Here is a 14,859-nt window from a genome sequence, read left to right on the forward strand (position 1 = left end):
AAAAAACAATTATCATGAATTCGCAAAAAACATTACCGCTTCTGCCAAAAGCCACGGCTATGTGGTTAATTGAAAATACTTCTTTAACCTTTAAACAAATTGCCGATTTTTGTGGTATTCATGAATTTGAAATAAAAGGTATGGCTGACGGTGAAGTAGCACAATGTATAAAAGGTTTAAATCCAATTGCAAACGGTCAGTTAACTTTAGAGGAAATTGAACGTTGCAGTAAAGATCCTAATGCTAATTTACAAATTTCATATAGCCCTGCTGATGAATTGATGAAAAATCAGAAAAAACAGCGTGCTAAATACACTCCTATAGCAAGGCGTCAAGATAAACCGGATGCTATATATTGGTTATTGTCTAATTATCCGAGCATCCAAGACCATCAAATAATTAAATTAATAGGCACTACTAAGACTACTATAGATGCTATTAGAACTCGTAGCCATTGGAATATGAATTCTATTCGTCCTCGTGATCCCGTATTACTGGGGATCTGTAGTCAAATAGACCTGAATAAAATAGTAGAAAGCCTAAAGCCTCCACAAAATCCTACAAAAGAATCATAAAATTATAATAACTTCTATTAGTTCACTTCTAGGTCTTGTTGCATGACTCAAAAAACGCGTTTATGTCAGTCCCGCATGGCATTGTTGCGTAGACCGGTAAAATCCACTGTGTCACCCCGTGGCTTGACCTATAGTACCGGACATTTTTTTAAAAAATCTCGATGTCATCCCCGCGAAAGCGGGGATCCATATTAAAAAATCTTTAAAATTAAAGATTTTTTATTACATAGTTTTTTAAAGTAAAGCTTTTTTTAAAAGCTTTACTTTACTGGATTCCCGCCTACGTGGGAATGACATGGAACGAAAAATGTCCGGTACTATAGGTCAAGCCACGGTATGACATCGAATGGATTTTTTATGGATTAGAAAAGTGATTATTGCCTAATAAATCGTTTATCGCTAGGTAAAGTATAACTTTTATTGGTAGAACGATAGGGACAAATATCAATTCCTCCACGCCTAGTATATACTATATAAATAGAAAGAAAATCAGGATTTATAGCGTTTTTAATATCTGTAAAAATACACTCAGCACACTGCTCTGCAAACTCATTACAATTTCTAAAAGATATTAGATATTTCAGGAAAGAATCATATTTTAACTTTTTTCCTTTATATTTTATAACGATTGTACCCCAATCCGGTTGACCGGTTACTAAGCAATTTGATTTTAGTAAATTAGAATTAATCTCTTCTTCTACTAAAACATCTTCATACTCAATTAAACTATTATCGGGCGGACCGTAATTATTGCATACTATATCTAAATCATCGATATTTTTACCGCTTGGAACACCAAATTCTATTTTTGTATTTATAGGAAATATACGTCCTGTTACTTTAGCGTGTGTAACATTACTTAGATCCTGCAAGATAATTCTTTTTAGTTCTTCTAATGATTCAACAACAAAGTTATTAAAAGAATTTAGATATAATTTAAATGATTTTGATTCTACTATATTTTCAGAATCCATCGGTATATAAAAAGTGCCTACTCCAACCCATGGTTTACCGTTCTTATTAAGACAAGATAGTTCATATGTATTCCAAATATCTACACCGTAAAACGGAAGATTATTACTATTTATTCCAAGTTCGTTTCGATTATTTATACGTGGAATTTTAAATAATAAAGTCGCATCATAACTATCTTTATAAGTACTTTTTTTACCAAGTAAAGAGTTAGATAAAGGCATTAGTTATGCTCCTTGTGCTAAAATTTCTTTTTGTTGTAATTCATCATATTCTTTTAGCATATAACCGCGTCCCCATACAGTGTCGATATAATCTCTACCGCCAGCAGCATCACTTAACTTTTTACGAAGTTTACAAATAAATACGTCAATAATTTTCATTTCTGGTTCGTCAACACTACTATATAAGTGATTTAAGAACATTTCTTTAGTTAAAATAGTTCCTCTTCGGAGTATTAATAGCTCTAAAATAGCATATTCTTTGTTCGTCAAATGTACTTTTTTACTGTCAACTTCTACAGTTCTAGTATCTAGGTTTACGCTAACCTTATCAAACCTAAATACTGATGCTGCATGACCTTTAGAACGTCTAACTATAGCTTTAATTCTAGCAATTAATTCCTCTCTTACAAACGGCTTGGTTAAATAATCATCAGCTCCAGAAGAGAAACCGGTAATCTTTTGATCCGTATCCGTTAAGCTAGATAAAATTAAGATTGGGGTTTTTATTTTTGCAGCACGCAATCTTAATAATATCTCAAAACCATTAATATCCGGTAACATAAGGTCTAAAATCACTAGATCATAACCACCGACTTTACCAAGCCTTAAACCTTCCACACCAACTGAAGCTTTATCGCAAACTATACCTTCTGAAGCTAAAGTCAGCTCAATTAAGTTAGCCATTTCCGGTTCGTCTTCAATTAACAAAACTCTCATTATTTTTCTCCATAAAATTCAATTTTTATATTGTGCTATAATTTAATTACAGTTAATTATTGTTAACTGAATTATAATTTTTTATCTAGTGCTTTATACATTCATTAATTACATAAGTAAAGAATATTTAATCAAATTGATATAATTTTTACTATTAAGCTCTATCTGTGATTTAAAAACCATGGCGTTTAAAACGAAATTTATTAAATAATTAAATGATTTTCTTAGTTTTGATGCTCTGACATTTTCTTATGATATAAGGCACCAAAATCTATAGGATCAATCATTAAAGGCTGGAATCCTGCATCTTGAGTACAGCTAGCTATAATTTTTCTAGCAAATGGAAATATCATTGCCGGACAATGAACAGATAATAAAATTGGATGTTGTTCAGAATCAATATTAATTAAATTAAATACTCCGGCATATTTTAATTCTATCTGAAATAATTTATATTTTTCATTTCTTGCAGTTGCTTCGATATTTAACTCTACTTCATAGAAATTTTCTTCCGATAAATTAGTAATATTTATATCTAGAGATAAATCAATTTGAGGGCGTTGATCTAAAGCCGCAAGAGAAGACGGGGCAGAAGGGTTCTCAAGAGATAAATCTTTTATATATTGTGCATTAACGGAAATATGCGGCATTGCCTCATTAGTATCGGTGTTTATTGTACTCATAAAAATCCTTATTAAAAATTTAATATAATTTTTTAGAGCCTATTCACGATTTTATTTTGATTGATAATTAAACAGGTTTTTAAGCGAAAATTAATAAGATTTTTGTAGGGATAGTATTCTTATTTCAAAAAAATCTTATAATTTGCGGCTAAAAAGATTTTAATTAGCTTTAAAATTAAGATCGTGAACAGGTTCTTACATAAAAAAGTTATGTTAACGGTAAAGTTACGCCTACTTGTTTCATATATTTTCCTTGGCGATCGGCATATGAAGTATCACAAATTTGATCACTTTTTAAAAATAAAAACTGACAAGCTCCTTCATTTGCATATATTTTAGCAGGTAATGGAGTAGTATTAGAAAACTCTAAAGTTACATGTCCTTCCCACTCCGGTTCTAACGGAGTCACATTTACTATTATACCGCATCTTGCATAAGTGGACTTGCCGACACAAATAACTAATACATCACGCGGTATTTTAAAATATTCTATAGTTCTGCCAAGGGCAAAACTATTAGGTGGAATAATACACACATCTACTTCTCTATCAACTAAATTATATTCACTGAAATTTTTTGGATCAACCGTAGTAGAATTTATATTGGTGAATATTTTAAATTCATTAGATACTCTAGCATCATAGCCGTAAGAAGATAAGCCGTAAGAAATAATCTTTTCTTTATTATGAACTCTTACCTGTTTTTCCGCAAAGGGCCTTATCATACTTTGATTTATAACAGCTTCTTTTATCCACTTATCTGACATTATAGCCATAATCAAAACTTAATTTAATTAATAAACTAATAATTATAACTCATAATTATTTACAATACAAAATTTTTCTTTAAAACTATAAGTCTGAGGCTGCTTGAATAATGATAGTGATAATAATACAACATTGTATACTTTAAATTAAATTATTACAAATTAAAATAGTTTTTTTATTGTCAATTCTGAAAAGTATTATTATATTCTAATGTAGTTGATTTATATTTATTAATCTAAAAATTTATTTTGTATAGTAAATTTTATTATTTAAATAGGGATTTATTAAAGTGAAAAAATTATTATTAACTGCAAGTATTATTTGCCTTGCATCCGCTGGTCTTGCCGAAGAAAATCCAACACCTGTTATTTCTAATTCTGATACTGAAATAAAATTAGAAGGATTTTATTTATTTGAAAGCGGTTATATTAAACAGGATCATTTAATTTTATTTGATAAAAATGTAACTGATAACAGGAAAAAGCTAGGGTTTTACACGGAAGCAGCGTTTGCAGCAACTATTTCTAAAACTATCAATGATGTAATAGCAGGTGCTAAAATAGTGCTTCAGCCTACTACAAGAGCAAAAACCTCTGCAAGTTATAATGGATCACATATCTTTATTGAAACTAGTTACGGTAAAGTAGAATTAGGCTCTCCTGTCGATGCAAGTGCTAAATTGCGTGTTACCGGCTCTCAAGTAACCGCAGGTACCGGAGGATGTTATAGATATGCTCTACTTGACGGTCAATATATGAGGTATAACGGTTTAAAACCAGATTTCGATACTAGTGCTAGCTTTTATCTTGAATCATACTCGAACTCTTTTGATCAAATCAATGAAAAAACTGAAAAAGCTAGAAGACTCAACTTTTTCACACCTAAAATGAAAGGCTTCCAGGCCGGCATCTCTTATACTCCCGATACTGCTAATACGGGCGGTAACAAAGATATAAATAATTTAACGCTTGAAAGCTCAGGAAGAAACGGAGTTAGTGTTTCTAGAACCGGAATAAAGACGGTTTCCTTAGGAAACGGCGAAACTATGACTATAAATCAGAATATTAGAGATGCTTTTTCTGCCGGCTTAACTTATGAACATGAAATTAGCGAAGATGCAGACTTAAAATTATCCGTTACCGGAGAGTATGGTAAACCTGCTCGTCGTCTTGTTCATGCTAAAATAGACGGAACTAAGGTAATAGAAGTATTGAATACCTATAAGCTTTCTAATTTAAAAGCATATAATCTTGGAGCCGTATTTACTTATGGTAATTTCTCTTGTGGAGCTTCTTACGGTAATTTAGGTAAAAGCTTAACCACTAAGGAATATTATAAAGTCGGTCGTGATACCTATTATTACAATGGAGCAGTTGCTTATGGACAAGGACCTATAAAAACAAGTCTAGAATATCTTAAAACTTCAAGATATAAAAACACCGTCGATGCTGTGAGCCTCGCTACTGAATATAAGATCATGCCTGGTTTATTACCATATGCTGAAATTTCTCATTTCCAAGCTAAAGGTAAACCTGTATATTACCCTGAAGCACCTAGTAAAACAACACGAGGTACTGTTGGTCTTATAGGTACAAAACTTAAGTTTTAATTATTTACAAATTAAGTTCCATCACTATTATAATCAAGGCTTAGAGCAATCTTATGTATAGTACTGGACAATTTTTAAAAAGCTCTCTAATTCTTATCAAATTATTGTTTATCATTTACTTAAAAATGCTGCAGCCAAGATGAATTTAAAATTGGTCTACACAGCATAAATTACATAAGTATCGGCGAATCCTAAAAAATTCGTACTATATTGCCTTTTGATTAAATAAAATTATATATTTTACTTTTTTTATTTTTAGATATTGACTTTCTTTAATTACCATATATTATGATGTAACCATAATATATGGTAATCATGTGATATATGATTTTTATTATTTTAAAACAGGAGTAACACTATGAATCATGCTCAATTTACAAGCTCAGGATATTCCTTTATAAATGGATTAAAAGCAGTTACAAGATATGCAACCGCTTCTAAATTATTATTTAAAGATGCTTATAATTTTGTTTCTAGTTCCAACTTAAAAAAAATATTTACAATATTACATGCTTTAAATATTCAGAAAGTCTATACAAAAGACGGGGATTTTGAGGCAGCATTGAAGTTTTTTAATATGAAACAGGATAATTCTCTCAAGATAAAGATAGATGTAACTCAGAATATCGAAAAATCCGCATCAGATGACAATGAAAATTTTTTCTCTCCTATATTAAACGTATTTAAAAACATGATGGAAACAAGTAATATTATAGATAAATATATTACTGCAATCCCTCATTTAATGAGTATAGGTTTTACCTTAAAAGAAATTTCAAGCCCCAACCACGTTATAAGCAAATTTGATGCAATAAAGGTACCAGCACTTATGGCGGTTGCTACCGCTATCGGAAAACCTTTAATAGATACAATTAGAGAGGATTGTTCTACTATAATTCAATTTTTTAAAGATAGTAATAAGTTCTTAACCGTGGTTTATAATCTTTTCGATAATAATAATGAGGATTTTACATATTATCAATTAGAGGAAGGTCATCAGGATAATCAGGTTGATATTATAGGAGTAGGAGATAGTAACATCTATTAATTTAAATAGGCAAGATGAATTTAAAAACTTTTAATAATAGAACGATACAAGCGAATTTATAGATAATTCGCTTGTATCAAACCATATAAAATATGCTGTTTTTTGTATACACTCAATCTTTATTATAATTATGATGAAAATCTATTATTTTTAGGGAAGCCCATAGGCGGTAATTTACCGGTACTACCTCTTTTTCCTAAAAATGCAATGATGTTTTTCTCAAGTTTTACTTTTCCATTGTTGTTCCAACCTAAGCCATCTTCTTTATTAAATATTTTAATATCAAGTAACTTTGCATTCTTAAATTTTTGCAGCGTTACGCCTTGCCCCTTTTTCATTTCCGGTATCTCATCTATATTAAATACCAGTAATTTACGGCTTTCACCGATACAAGCAATACTATCCCCGTTTACAGGTAAACACACTATACATGTGTGACCATCAGGCACGTTCATAATTTGCTTTCCTGTTTTTGTTTGAGCCATTACTTCATTTGAATTAACCAAAAAGCCTTTACCTATACTACTTGCAAGTAATAAAAGCTGATCAGGTTTATGGACTAAAATATTAGTAATATCGTTATTGCCTATATCCACAAGCAGCTTTATAGATTCTCCTGTTCCTTTACCTTTAGAAATATTATCAGCAAGTAAAGTAAAAAACCTACCCTCCGAACTTACTATTAGTATCTTATCGGTCGTGTAAGCTTCTATAATAAACTTCTCTGTGTCCCCTTCTTTATATTTAATAGTCGATAAATCGGTGTTATGACCTTTTAACGAACGCATCCACCCCATTTTTGAGCAGATAATAGTAATCGGCTCTTTAGTAATAAACGCTGTTATATCAACTACCTGATTCGTAAGCGTTACTTCTTCAAAGCTTGTACGTCTAGCTCCTATTACTGTATTTAATCCAAATTTCGTTTGTACTGCTTTTATTTCTTTTTTAACTATTTTCCATAGTTCTTTAGGATTATTTAAAATCTCTTCTAATATAGCTTGTTGCTTCTGCAAGTTACTATGTTCATTAATAATTTCCTGCTCTTCAAGTTTGCGTAACGAGCGAAGACGAGTATTTAATATTGCTTCTACCTGTATTTCGGTTAGTTTAAACCGCTCCATCATTATCGCTTCCGGCTCATCCTCTTCACGAATAATTTTAATTATCTCATCAAGATTTAGATAAGCTATTCTAAGACCTTCTAGAATTTCTAAACGATGCTTGATTTTGTTTAAAAGATAAGTTGACCTGCGAGTAACAATATTTTGTCTATGAGCTAAAAACTCTTGTAAAACCTCTAAAATATTCATTACTCTCGGCACGTTATTACTGCCGATCACATTCATATTTAGCTGAATGCGGCTTTCTAAATTCGTTAGCTTGAATAGAGATTCCATAACTATTTGTGGATCACAGCTACGATCTCTAGGTTCAATAATTAATCTAATAATATCGGTTGATTCATCTCTAATATTGCTAACAAGCGGGATTTTTTTATCCTTTAGTAATATTGCTATTTGTTCTATAAGTTTTGATTTTTGAACCTGATAAGGTATCTCTGTTACGACTATCTGATATGTACCATAACTTAGCTCTTCTTTTTCCCATCTGCTTCTTACTCTGAAACTACCGCGTCCGGTAGTATATGCAGCATTTATAAGTTCGGCTTTATCAATAATTATGCCACCGGTCGGGAAATCAGGACCTTTGATAAAGTTCATTATATCGTTAATTTCAGCTTTTGGGTGGTCGATTAAATACATTAGAGCATCACATAACTCATGTAAATTATGCGGCGGTATATTGGTTGCCATACCGACTGCTATACCTTCCGAACCGTTAGCTAGTAAGTTCGGAAAACTTGCCGGCATTATTATCGGTTCTAAATCTGAATCGTCATAAGTAGGGCGAAAATCTACCGTATCTTTATCAATATCTACCATTAATAAAGTACATATTTCCGTCATGCGTGATTCGGTATAACGCATAGCTGCTGCATTATCGCCATCGATAGAGCCGAAATTACCCTGCCCGTCAATTAAAGGATAACGAAGCGAAAAATGTTGAGCAAGGCGTACCAAAGTATCATACACTACCACATCACCGTGCGGGTGATATTTACCGATTACGTCACCGACTACTCTTGCACATTTCTTATAACCGGAATTCGGCTCAAGCCTTAACTGTAGCATTGCGTATAATAACCTACGATGTACAGGCTTAAGTCCGTCGCGTACGTCAGGAAGCGAACGTGACATAATCGTTGACAACGCATAAGCAAGATAACGCTCCGATAACGCATTACCAAAGTCAATATTTTCTATTTTAGCTTCTTTCATAATCGTAACAATCTCTGCGGTGTCCTATTTTTAATATTTGGATAGTAATGTTTTCAATTTGATAAATTACTCTATAGTCACCTATCCTTAAAGAACGAGAATTTTTTAAATTATATCTTAAAGGTTTACCAAACTTTATCGGATCAGCAAGTAGTTTTTCTTCAATAGCAGATTTTACCATAGCTTTAATAGGAGGAGAAAGTTTTGGAATATCTCTGGAGGTAACCTTATCTAAGTAAATAATATTATACACGTTGTTTACTTCCAAGCATCTTCATGCTTTACCCAGTATTTAGCCTCTGCTAGTCTTTTTTCTGCAAGTTTTAAAAATAAAGCATCTTCTTCAAGCTCAAGGCTAGATATAATAAGCTCTTTTGCTACTTTAGAAGAAGAAGATTTATTAATTTTTGCCAAATTTGTAATTTCATCAAAAGTTTTTTCGTCTAAAGAAACTAGTAATCTTTTAGCTGCCATAAGTTACCGTAAATTATATTATTAGTAATAGTATAATATCTGATACATTTGTCAATTTTAATTCCGTATTATTATTTCAACACACAACTCTGTTTGTTATAAGCTAGTTTCTTACAAACTGCTTTGGCTTGACTAAGACTACCATAATCACCGGCTAAGATTAAATAGAAAAATTTGCCGTCGTCATATTTAACTTTTTTGGTTGTGATAACAACATTTTTAAGAATTTTCGGGAATTTCTTTTTTATTCTTTCCCCTTCTTGCATTGCTTCTGCTTCAGATTTTACCGAACCAAGCTGTATTTTATAACTCTCATTATTTTTACAATTTTTAGCATTACTAACCTTATCCTTACTTCCTTTTTCAAGCTTTATTATATTTAAATCCGTTTCATTTTTGGAGTTACTATTTGGTTCTATTAATGCAATCAGGTTAGATATTTTATCAAAAGATTCATTGCTTTGACTTTGGTTACGAGAATCTATATTCATAGGTTTTTCAGGGTCAGGAAGCAATTTTACGGTTTTAATATTTGTATCTTTAGCAATAAGATTTTCATATATACTACTATGTACTGCTACTATTTGGTTATTTTCTATTATAGACGGTTTTATTTTTGTAGGCAGCTCATCAGGATAAATAGTAATTACCGGCTTGCTATTCTGGTAATATTGATAACCAAAATAAATAGCGGATATACATATTAAGCACACTAGAAATATTTTAACAAAAATATTATTGATCATATTGTATGGCTCAGTTTCACCACTGTCACCCCGTGGCTTGACCACGGGGTCCAGTAAAAAAATACGAATACAAAAAGCTCGATTTATCTTGCTTTATACTGGATCCCGTGGTCAAGCGACGGGATGACAGGATTAGTTGCTTCATGTTACATCTTTACCATAGGCTCTACACCTATCACTTCAAGACCACTAGCTATAACTTTCTGTATGGCACTTGCAAGAGCAAGACGTGCTAGTGTTAATTCTTTATTGCTCTCGATTACAAATCTATAATCGCTATTTTCTTTACCAAAATTCCACATAGAATGAAATTTTGAAGCTAAGTTTATTAAATAAAATGCAATGCGGTGCGGTTCAAAATATTTTGCAGATGTTTCTAATGTTTTTGTCCAGCTAGCCAAAAGTTTTATGATCTCAATTTCTTCTTCAGAAGATAATAAAGACAAATCATACTTACCTGCTTCAAAGTCATTATAAGATTCAGGCATTAATTCTCTAGCTTTTGATAAAATAGATATTGTTCTCACATGTGCATATTGTACGTAGAAGATAGGATTTTCTCTTGATTGTTCTTTCACTTTTACTAAATCAAAATCAAGCGGTTTATCATTTTGCCTTGTTAACATCATAAATCTTATGATATCTTTCCCTACCTCATGGTTTACATCTTGTACACTAGCAAAGCTCCCAAGACGTTTTGACATTTTAACCGGCATACTATTTTCAACAAAATTGACCAATTGACAGATTTTAACGTCTACTTTAACCTGCTCTTTGCCTAGAGCCTTAACTATTGCCTCGATTCTTTTAACATATCCGCTATGATCTGCACCAAGTACATAAATTAGGTAACTTGCTCCCCTATCTATTTTATCCTTAGCATATGCAAGATCGGAAGCAAAATAAGACCAACTTCCATCAGCTTTTTCTATAGGACGATCTTGACTATCACCATAGTCAGTAGATTTAAACAATTTTTGAACTCTGTTATCCCATTCATCATGAACTTTACCTTTAGGAGCAGGGAGTGTTCCTTCATAAATCAGCCCCATACCGGTAAGTAATTTCACCGTTTCCTCTATTTTACCTTTATCATGCAATGACTGTTCAGAAAAAAATATATCATGTTTAATACCGAGATCCGCTAAATCTTTTTTATTTAAATCAAGCATCTTTTCTACGGCAAAATTTTTGACTATTTTGAATCTTTCATTCTCATTCATAGTTAATAATTTATTACCGTATTCTTTCGCCAAAATTTGTCCAAGCGGAATCAAATACTCGCCCGGGTATAAACCGGTAGGGATAGTAATTTTCTCGCCCAGAGCTTCTCTATAACGTAATAATACCGTACTAACTAAATCATTTATTTGCGAACCTGCATCATTAACATAATATTCTTTTGTAACGGAATAACCTACTTTTTGCAAAATTCTAGCTAGCACATCACCATATACCGCACCCCTAGCATGTCCTATATGCATTGGACCGGTGGGATTTGCCGAAACATACTCGATGTTAATATTTTTGCTTTTATCTATATCAATTTCAAAAAACTTTTCTTCGTGCTGTAGAATATCTTTAATTACTATCTGCCAAGTTTCGGCTTTTATAGTAAAGTTAATAAAGCCGGGTCCTGCTATTTCTATACTTGTAATATAAGGTAATGTTATAAGAATTTCCTTAAACTTTAAAGCCACTTCCCGAGGAGAAATATTTTCTTTAGCAGCAATAATCATTGCAATATTACTTGATAAATCACCGTTAAAACTATCTTTCGGAGTTTCAATAGTAGCATTATTTGCTATTTCTTGATTATTATATAATTGCCTGCTTGCTGCAATTATATCTTGTTTTAATTGATTAAATATATTCATAATTAAGTTTTTAGATATTATTAAAATTCAGCGAACAAAGCTGATTATATTCTTGAATGGCAAAACGGTCGGTCATACCTGCTATATAATCGGCAATAACTCTAGCTTTACTATATGTTTCATTAGAGTCTATTAGCATTTTCCAATTAACCGGTAATAAATTAATATCATCCATATAAACCTTAAACAGACCTTGAACAATTTTAGTACATTTAAGGCTGATGGCCGTAATTTTATTACTTTTATAAACTCGCTCATGCAGAAACTTTTTAGTTTCCATAATACGTTCATTAGTTTTTTCGGTAAAATCCACTATCTGATAATTTAAGTTACGTATTTCGTCTATATTAGTAATTTTTTCTTTATTTAAATTTTCTTTTGTTTGCCATAATAAATCGGTAATCAATTCATGCATTAACTTACGTACTACCTCATAAATCAGACATGAGGAGCTAATATTCTTAAATTTTGACTTGAGTTCAAAAACGTAGCTGTCAATATATTTAAGCTCAGCTAGACTATTAAAATCGATGATTTTAGCACCGATACTATCTTCCAAATCATGCGAAATATAGCTAATATCATCAGCAAGTGCTGCTATTTGTGCCTCCGCTGACGCATAAGTACTAAGCTCTAAATCATTTTGTTTATTATACTCCGCTATATATTCATTTATTTCACCAGTTATAGGACCATTATGTTTTACGATTCCTTCTAAAACTTCCCATGTTAAATTTACTCCGTTATAAGCGGCATATCTCTTCTCAAGTAGTGTTAATATTTTCAAAGATTGAGCATTATGGGAAAAGCCGTTATACTCTTTCATACATTCATTTAAAGCTCTCTCTCCCGCATGACCGAAAGGCGTATGCCCAAGATCGTGAGCAAGTGCTATTGTCTCAGCCAAATCACTTGATAAATTTAAAGTATTAGCAACCGAGCGTGCAACAGTCGAAACCTCGAGGGAATGAGTTAGCCTATTTCTGTAATGGTCTCCCTCATGATTAATAAAAACCTGAGTTTTATATTGCAAACGCCTAAATGCATTGGTATGAATAATGCGATCATGATCACGTTCAAACTCATTTCTATAAGAGGTAGGGATTTCTTTATATAATCTTCCCCTACTTTTAAGAGGATCAGAAGCGTATGAAGCAAGCATCGTTATCCTTTATTTTGAAAGGCGTTATTATGAGTCTCTTGTGTCATTCCCGCGTAGGCGGGAATCCAGAATAAATAGCCTAATAATAAGCATACTTGCTATAAAAACAAGTTTTTATAGATTTTACTGGATTCCCACCTACGCGGGAATGACATAGAACCACTGTACCAAAGCTACACCACAACGCCATCTTGAAAAAATATTCATTATACTATATAATTTACAAGACTTTTACAAGGTAATTTTGGTGACGATAACAATTACGGATAAAGCTTTTCAACGAGTTTGCGAGTTAATAGAGCTAGAAAAAGATAAGAATTTAGTACTGCGAGTTTCTGTTGATAGCGGCGGTTGTTCAGGACTTATGTATAATTACGAACTAGTCTCAAAAGATAATATAGAGCAAGATGATTATGTCATTACTAAACATAATGCTACAATTATTATTGATCCTATATCTCAAAAATTTATGCTAGATTGTACTTTAGATTTTATAGAGGAACTCGGCAGTTCATATTTCAACGTTAGTAATCCGCAAGCTAAAGCAAAATGCGGCTGCGGTAATTCTTTTTCGGTGTAACGTGTCATCCGTGGTCAAGTCGCGGTATGACAACTGAAAAATCGATCCATGCAACAACGCCAGTCAAGCCACGGGATGACAAAATAGATTCCTGCTTTCACAGGAATGACATCGCAACGTCAAACTTCTAGCAAAATTTACAAACATTTTCTATAATTTAATGTTACTCATTATGTTGAGAGGCAATACCAAGCTCATCAACTTCACCATTATCACCATAAGGAAGGCGGACTACTTCAATATTATTACCGTTATTATCTTCGTCATCTGAAGCGTTACTATCTACGTTAATATAAACATGTTGTTCTTGGACTTGTTGAGCTATTAAACTTTGTTTTAATGTTTCAGCTTGAGATTTTCTTAAACTTAGTCCTTGCCCTTTACATTGCTCTGTAGAGAGAATTTCAAGACCTTGAGATTGTTTTATTAAATTATCACATACAAAAACTCCACAGTCCGAAGTATTTCCTTCTTCTTATTGTTGAGTTTTTAAATCCATTATTTCTGCATCAGAACAAACCTCGGTAATAAGAGCTATTAAGTCAGGACGATCATTTAACGATCTGCCCAAAGGATCATTATAAGTAAATATTATCTTATTTGTATCATTATCTTTACTAATAATCATACTTACCCAGTGTCCTCCGGTATTAATGGGCATAATTACAACTTTACCTTTTTTCTTTAAATCCTCATATACTCCCTCGCTAAGTGCCTCTCTTACTTGTTCAGGGTGTGTTAAATCAACATTAGTAACTATAGAGAATTTATTTTTTTCTATATTTGCTTCTAATATATTTTTTATATCATCGTTAGTATACCAGTAATCCAGTTTTTGTATATTTTCTACAGTATGAAGTGGGCTGTTTTCCGGTGGCAGAGGTGGTGGTTGATGCTGTTGTGTTTGCTGCAGCTGAACTAAAACTTCTTCTTGTTTTTGAGGCTGCGTATCATCATTCTGTTTGGTTAATTCTTTTTGATCATTAGGTAGTTGCTCATTTTGATTTTGTTGTACTTTTTGCCACTCTATGGCTTGCGGCTCCGGCAATGGTACAAAATCATTTACTAGAGTGGGAGTGTTGA

16 protein-coding genes and 1 pseudogene are annotated in these 14,859 nt (G+C 32.2%); 6 read left to right on the top strand and 11 right to left on the bottom strand.

All coding sequences use genetic code 11. From position 1 onward, the window contains the following. Positions 1 to 14: 14 nt before the first annotated feature. Together SB78_RS01900 and SB78_RS09600 are read left to right on the top strand one after the other, a co-directional pair. Positions 15 to 575, top strand: a complete 561-nt coding sequence (locus SB78_RS01900) for a cell cycle transcriptional regulator TrcR (protein ID WP_041078139.1) — start codon at positions 15 to 17, stop codon at positions 573 to 575. 42 nt (positions 576 to 617) lie between these two features. Then, positions 618 to 770, top strand: a complete 153-nt coding sequence (locus SB78_RS09600; protein WP_158510083.1) for a hypothetical protein — start codon at positions 618 to 620, stop codon at positions 768 to 770. Between the two features lie 179 nt (positions 771 to 949). On the opposite strand, the gene queF is transcribed toward SB78_RS09600, so the two are convergent. From queF to dcd, 4 genes are all read right to left on the bottom strand, one after another. Next, positions 950 to 1,771, bottom strand: a complete 822-nt coding sequence (gene queF / locus SB78_RS01905; RefSeq protein ID WP_041078141.1) for an NADPH-dependent 7-cyano-7-deazaguanine reductase QueF — start codon at positions 1,769 to 1,771, stop codon at positions 950 to 952. A gap of 3 nt (positions 1,772 to 1,774) precedes the next feature. Further along, complete coding sequence (gene ctrA, locus SB78_RS01910) at positions 1,775 to 2,488, bottom strand: response regulator transcription factor CtrA (RefSeq protein WP_041078143.1); 714 nt, start codon at positions 2,486 to 2,488, stop codon at positions 1,775 to 1,777. Positions 2,489 to 2,712: 224 nt separating this feature from the next. Next, positions 2,713 to 3,171 (bottom strand): protein-export chaperone SecB, encoded by a 459-nt coding sequence (gene secB, locus SB78_RS01915; protein WP_041078145.1) that lies wholly within the window; start codon positions 3,169 to 3,171, stop codon positions 2,713 to 2,715. 208 nt (positions 3,172 to 3,379) lie between these two features. Next, a complete protein-coding gene (gene dcd / locus SB78_RS01920) occupies positions 3,380 to 3,946 on the bottom strand; it encodes a dCTP deaminase (RefSeq protein WP_010420471.1) in 567 nt (188 codons plus the stop codon). Positions 3,947 to 4,227: 281 nt separating this feature from the next. Here dcd and SB78_RS01925 point away from each other — a divergent pair, with 281 nt between their 5' ends. Both SB78_RS01925 and SB78_RS10600 read left to right on the top strand, forming a co-directional pair. Continuing rightward, on the top strand, positions 4,228 to 5,547 hold the full coding sequence (locus SB78_RS01925; protein WP_041078149.1) for a porin: 1,320 nt from the start codon (positions 4,228 to 4,230) through the stop codon (positions 5,545 to 5,547). 358 nt (positions 5,548 to 5,905) lie between these two features. Continuing rightward, the gene (locus SB78_RS10600) at positions 5,906 to 6,595 is read left to right on the top strand and encodes a hypothetical protein (RefSeq protein WP_241773667.1); all 690 of its coding nucleotides are present in this window, start codon (positions 5,906 to 5,908) and stop codon (positions 6,593 to 6,595) included. A gap of 128 nt (positions 6,596 to 6,723) precedes the next feature. On the opposite strand, the gene parC is transcribed toward SB78_RS10600, so the two are convergent. The 4 genes from parC to SB78_RS01950 form a co-directional block, all read right to left on the bottom strand. Continuing rightward, the gene (parC, locus tag SB78_RS01935; protein WP_041078151.1) at positions 6,724 to 8,937 is read right to left on the bottom strand and encodes a DNA topoisomerase IV subunit A; all 2,214 of its coding nucleotides are present in this window, start codon (positions 8,935 to 8,937) and stop codon (positions 6,724 to 6,726) included. Beyond that, positions 8,924 to 9,205 carry a type II toxin-antitoxin system RelE family toxin gene (locus tag SB78_RS01940; RefSeq protein ID WP_041078153.1) on the bottom strand — a complete coding sequence of 94 codons (282 nt, stop codon included), beginning with the start codon at positions 9,203 to 9,205 and terminating at the stop codon, positions 8,924 to 8,926. Before SB78_RS01940 ends, parC begins: the two co-directional genes overlap by 14 nt. After that, on the bottom strand, positions 9,196 to 9,411 hold the full coding sequence (locus SB78_RS01945; RefSeq protein WP_041078155.1) for a hypothetical protein: 216 nt from the start codon (positions 9,409 to 9,411) through the stop codon (positions 9,196 to 9,198). Before SB78_RS01945 ends, SB78_RS01940 begins: the two co-directional genes overlap by 10 nt. A gap of 71 nt (positions 9,412 to 9,482) precedes the next feature. After that, positions 9,483 to 10,157 (bottom strand): SPOR domain-containing protein, encoded by a 675-nt coding sequence (locus SB78_RS01950; RefSeq protein ID WP_041078157.1) that lies wholly within the window; start codon positions 10,155 to 10,157, stop codon positions 9,483 to 9,485. A 1-nt stretch (position 10,158) separates the two neighbouring features. Here SB78_RS01950 and SB78_RS11905 point away from each other — a divergent pair, with 1 nt between their 5' ends. Continuing rightward, the gene (locus SB78_RS11905; RefSeq protein ID WP_410524497.1) at positions 10,159 to 10,284 is read left to right on the top strand and encodes a palindromic element RPE4 domain-containing protein; all 126 of its coding nucleotides are present in this window, start codon (positions 10,159 to 10,161) and stop codon (positions 10,282 to 10,284) included. A 19-nt stretch (positions 10,285 to 10,303) separates the two neighbouring features. Here SB78_RS11905 and argS read toward each other — a convergent pair whose 3' ends face one another. Continuing rightward, positions 10,304 to 12,034 (bottom strand): arginine--tRNA ligase, encoded by a 1,731-nt coding sequence (gene argS / locus SB78_RS01955; protein WP_041078159.1) that lies wholly within the window; start codon positions 12,032 to 12,034, stop codon positions 10,304 to 10,306. A gap of 10 nt (positions 12,035 to 12,044) precedes the next feature. Next, complete coding sequence (locus tag SB78_RS01960; protein ID WP_041078161.1) at positions 12,045 to 13,196, bottom strand: deoxyguanosinetriphosphate triphosphohydrolase; 1,152 nt, start codon at positions 13,194 to 13,196, stop codon at positions 12,045 to 12,047. Between the two features lie 247 nt (positions 13,197 to 13,443). On the opposite strand from SB78_RS01960, the gene SB78_RS01965 reads away from it, so the two are divergent. Further along, on the top strand, positions 13,444 to 13,776 hold the full coding sequence (locus SB78_RS01965; RefSeq protein ID WP_041078163.1) for an iron-sulfur cluster assembly accessory protein: 333 nt from the start codon (positions 13,444 to 13,446) through the stop codon (positions 13,774 to 13,776). Between the two features lie 163 nt (positions 13,777 to 13,939). On the opposite strand, the pseudogene SB78_RS11910 reads toward SB78_RS01965, so the two are convergent. After that, positions 13,940 to 14,437, bottom strand: a pseudogene (locus SB78_RS11910) (Ulp1 family isopeptidase). Positions 14,438 to 14,859: the final 422 nt, after the last annotated feature.

The sequence above is a fragment of the Rickettsia asembonensis genome (genome assembly GCF_000828125.2).
GTDB lineage: Bacteria > Pseudomonadota > Alphaproteobacteria > Rickettsiales > Rickettsiaceae > Rickettsia > Rickettsia asembonensis.

Bases quoted from the DNA above. Each gene is read 5' to 3' on its own strand.
- SB78_RS01900 (WP_041078139.1), top strand. From the start codon at position 15: ATGAATTCGCAAAAAACATTACCGCTTCTGCCAAAAGCCACGGCTATG.
- SB78_RS09600 (WP_158510083.1), top strand. From the start codon at position 618: ATGACTCAAAAAACGCGTTTATGTCAGTCCCGCATGGCATTGTTGCGT.
- queF (WP_041078141.1), bottom strand. From the start codon at position 1,771: ATGCCTTTATCTAACTCTTTACTTGGTAAAAAAAGTACTTATAAAGAT.
- ctrA (WP_041078143.1), bottom strand. From the start codon at position 2,488: ATGAGAGTTTTGTTAATTGAAGACGAACCGGAAATGGCTAACTTAATT.
- secB (WP_041078145.1), bottom strand. From the start codon at position 3,171: ATGAGTACAATAAACACCGATACTAATGAGGCAATGCCGCATATTTCC.
- dcd (WP_010420471.1), bottom strand. From the start codon at position 3,946: ATGGCTATAATGTCAGATAAGTGGATAAAAGAAGCTGTTATAAATCAA.
- SB78_RS10600 (WP_241773667.1), top strand. From the start codon at position 5,906: ATGAATCATGCTCAATTTACAAGCTCAGGATATTCCTTTATAAATGGA.
- parC (WP_041078151.1), bottom strand. From the start codon at position 8,937: ATGAAAGAAGCTAAAATAGAAAATATTGACTTTGGTAATGCGTTATCG.
- SB78_RS01945 (WP_041078155.1), bottom strand. From the start codon at position 9,411: ATGGCAGCTAAAAGATTACTAGTTTCTTTAGACGAAAAAACTTTTGAT.
- SB78_RS01950 (WP_041078157.1), bottom strand. From the start codon at position 10,157: ATGATCAATAATATTTTTGTTAAAATATTTCTAGTGTGCTTAATATGT.
- argS (WP_041078159.1), bottom strand. From the start codon at position 12,034: ATGAATATATTTAATCAATTAAAACAAGATATAATTGCAGCAAGCAGG.
- SB78_RS01960 (WP_041078161.1), bottom strand. From the start codon at position 13,196: ATGCTTGCTTCATACGCTTCTGATCCTCTTAAAAGTAGGGGAAGATTA.